The 237-nt window shown below is 57.8% G+C and carries 1 protein-coding gene; it reads right to left on the bottom strand.

Annotation, left to right across the window (positions count from 1 at the left end):
- Positions 1–237: transposase (locus CE491_RS00020; protein ID WP_199884897.1), on the bottom strand; the 237-nt coding region annotated here is incomplete at both ends.

The raw sequence follows: 237 nt of genomic DNA, 5'->3' as shown, positions 1-237 counted from the left end.
GTATTGCCGCATACAACGTAGGCTGCAGGCCAGCGTGACCATGGCTGCGTAGCTCTTGGCCAGCTTGTCGTAGCGAGTGCCGATTCGGCGATTCTCTTTTAGCCAGCCAAACATCCGCTCAATGATGTTGCGCTGCCGATACTTTGGACGATCAAAGAGTCGGGGCAAGCCAGGCCGGGGTTTGCGTGGCATGGCGCGTAGCGGGATCACAGGCTGCATTCGATAACGGTCGCAGTA

Origin of the sequence: Pseudomonas bohemica (assembly GCF_002934685.1) — a bacterium.
GTDB lineage: Bacteria > Pseudomonadota > Gammaproteobacteria > Pseudomonadales > Pseudomonadaceae > Aquipseudomonas > Aquipseudomonas bohemica.
Note: the sequence above shows the minus strand (reverse complement) of the source record. Positions and strands in the feature narration are given on the sequence as shown.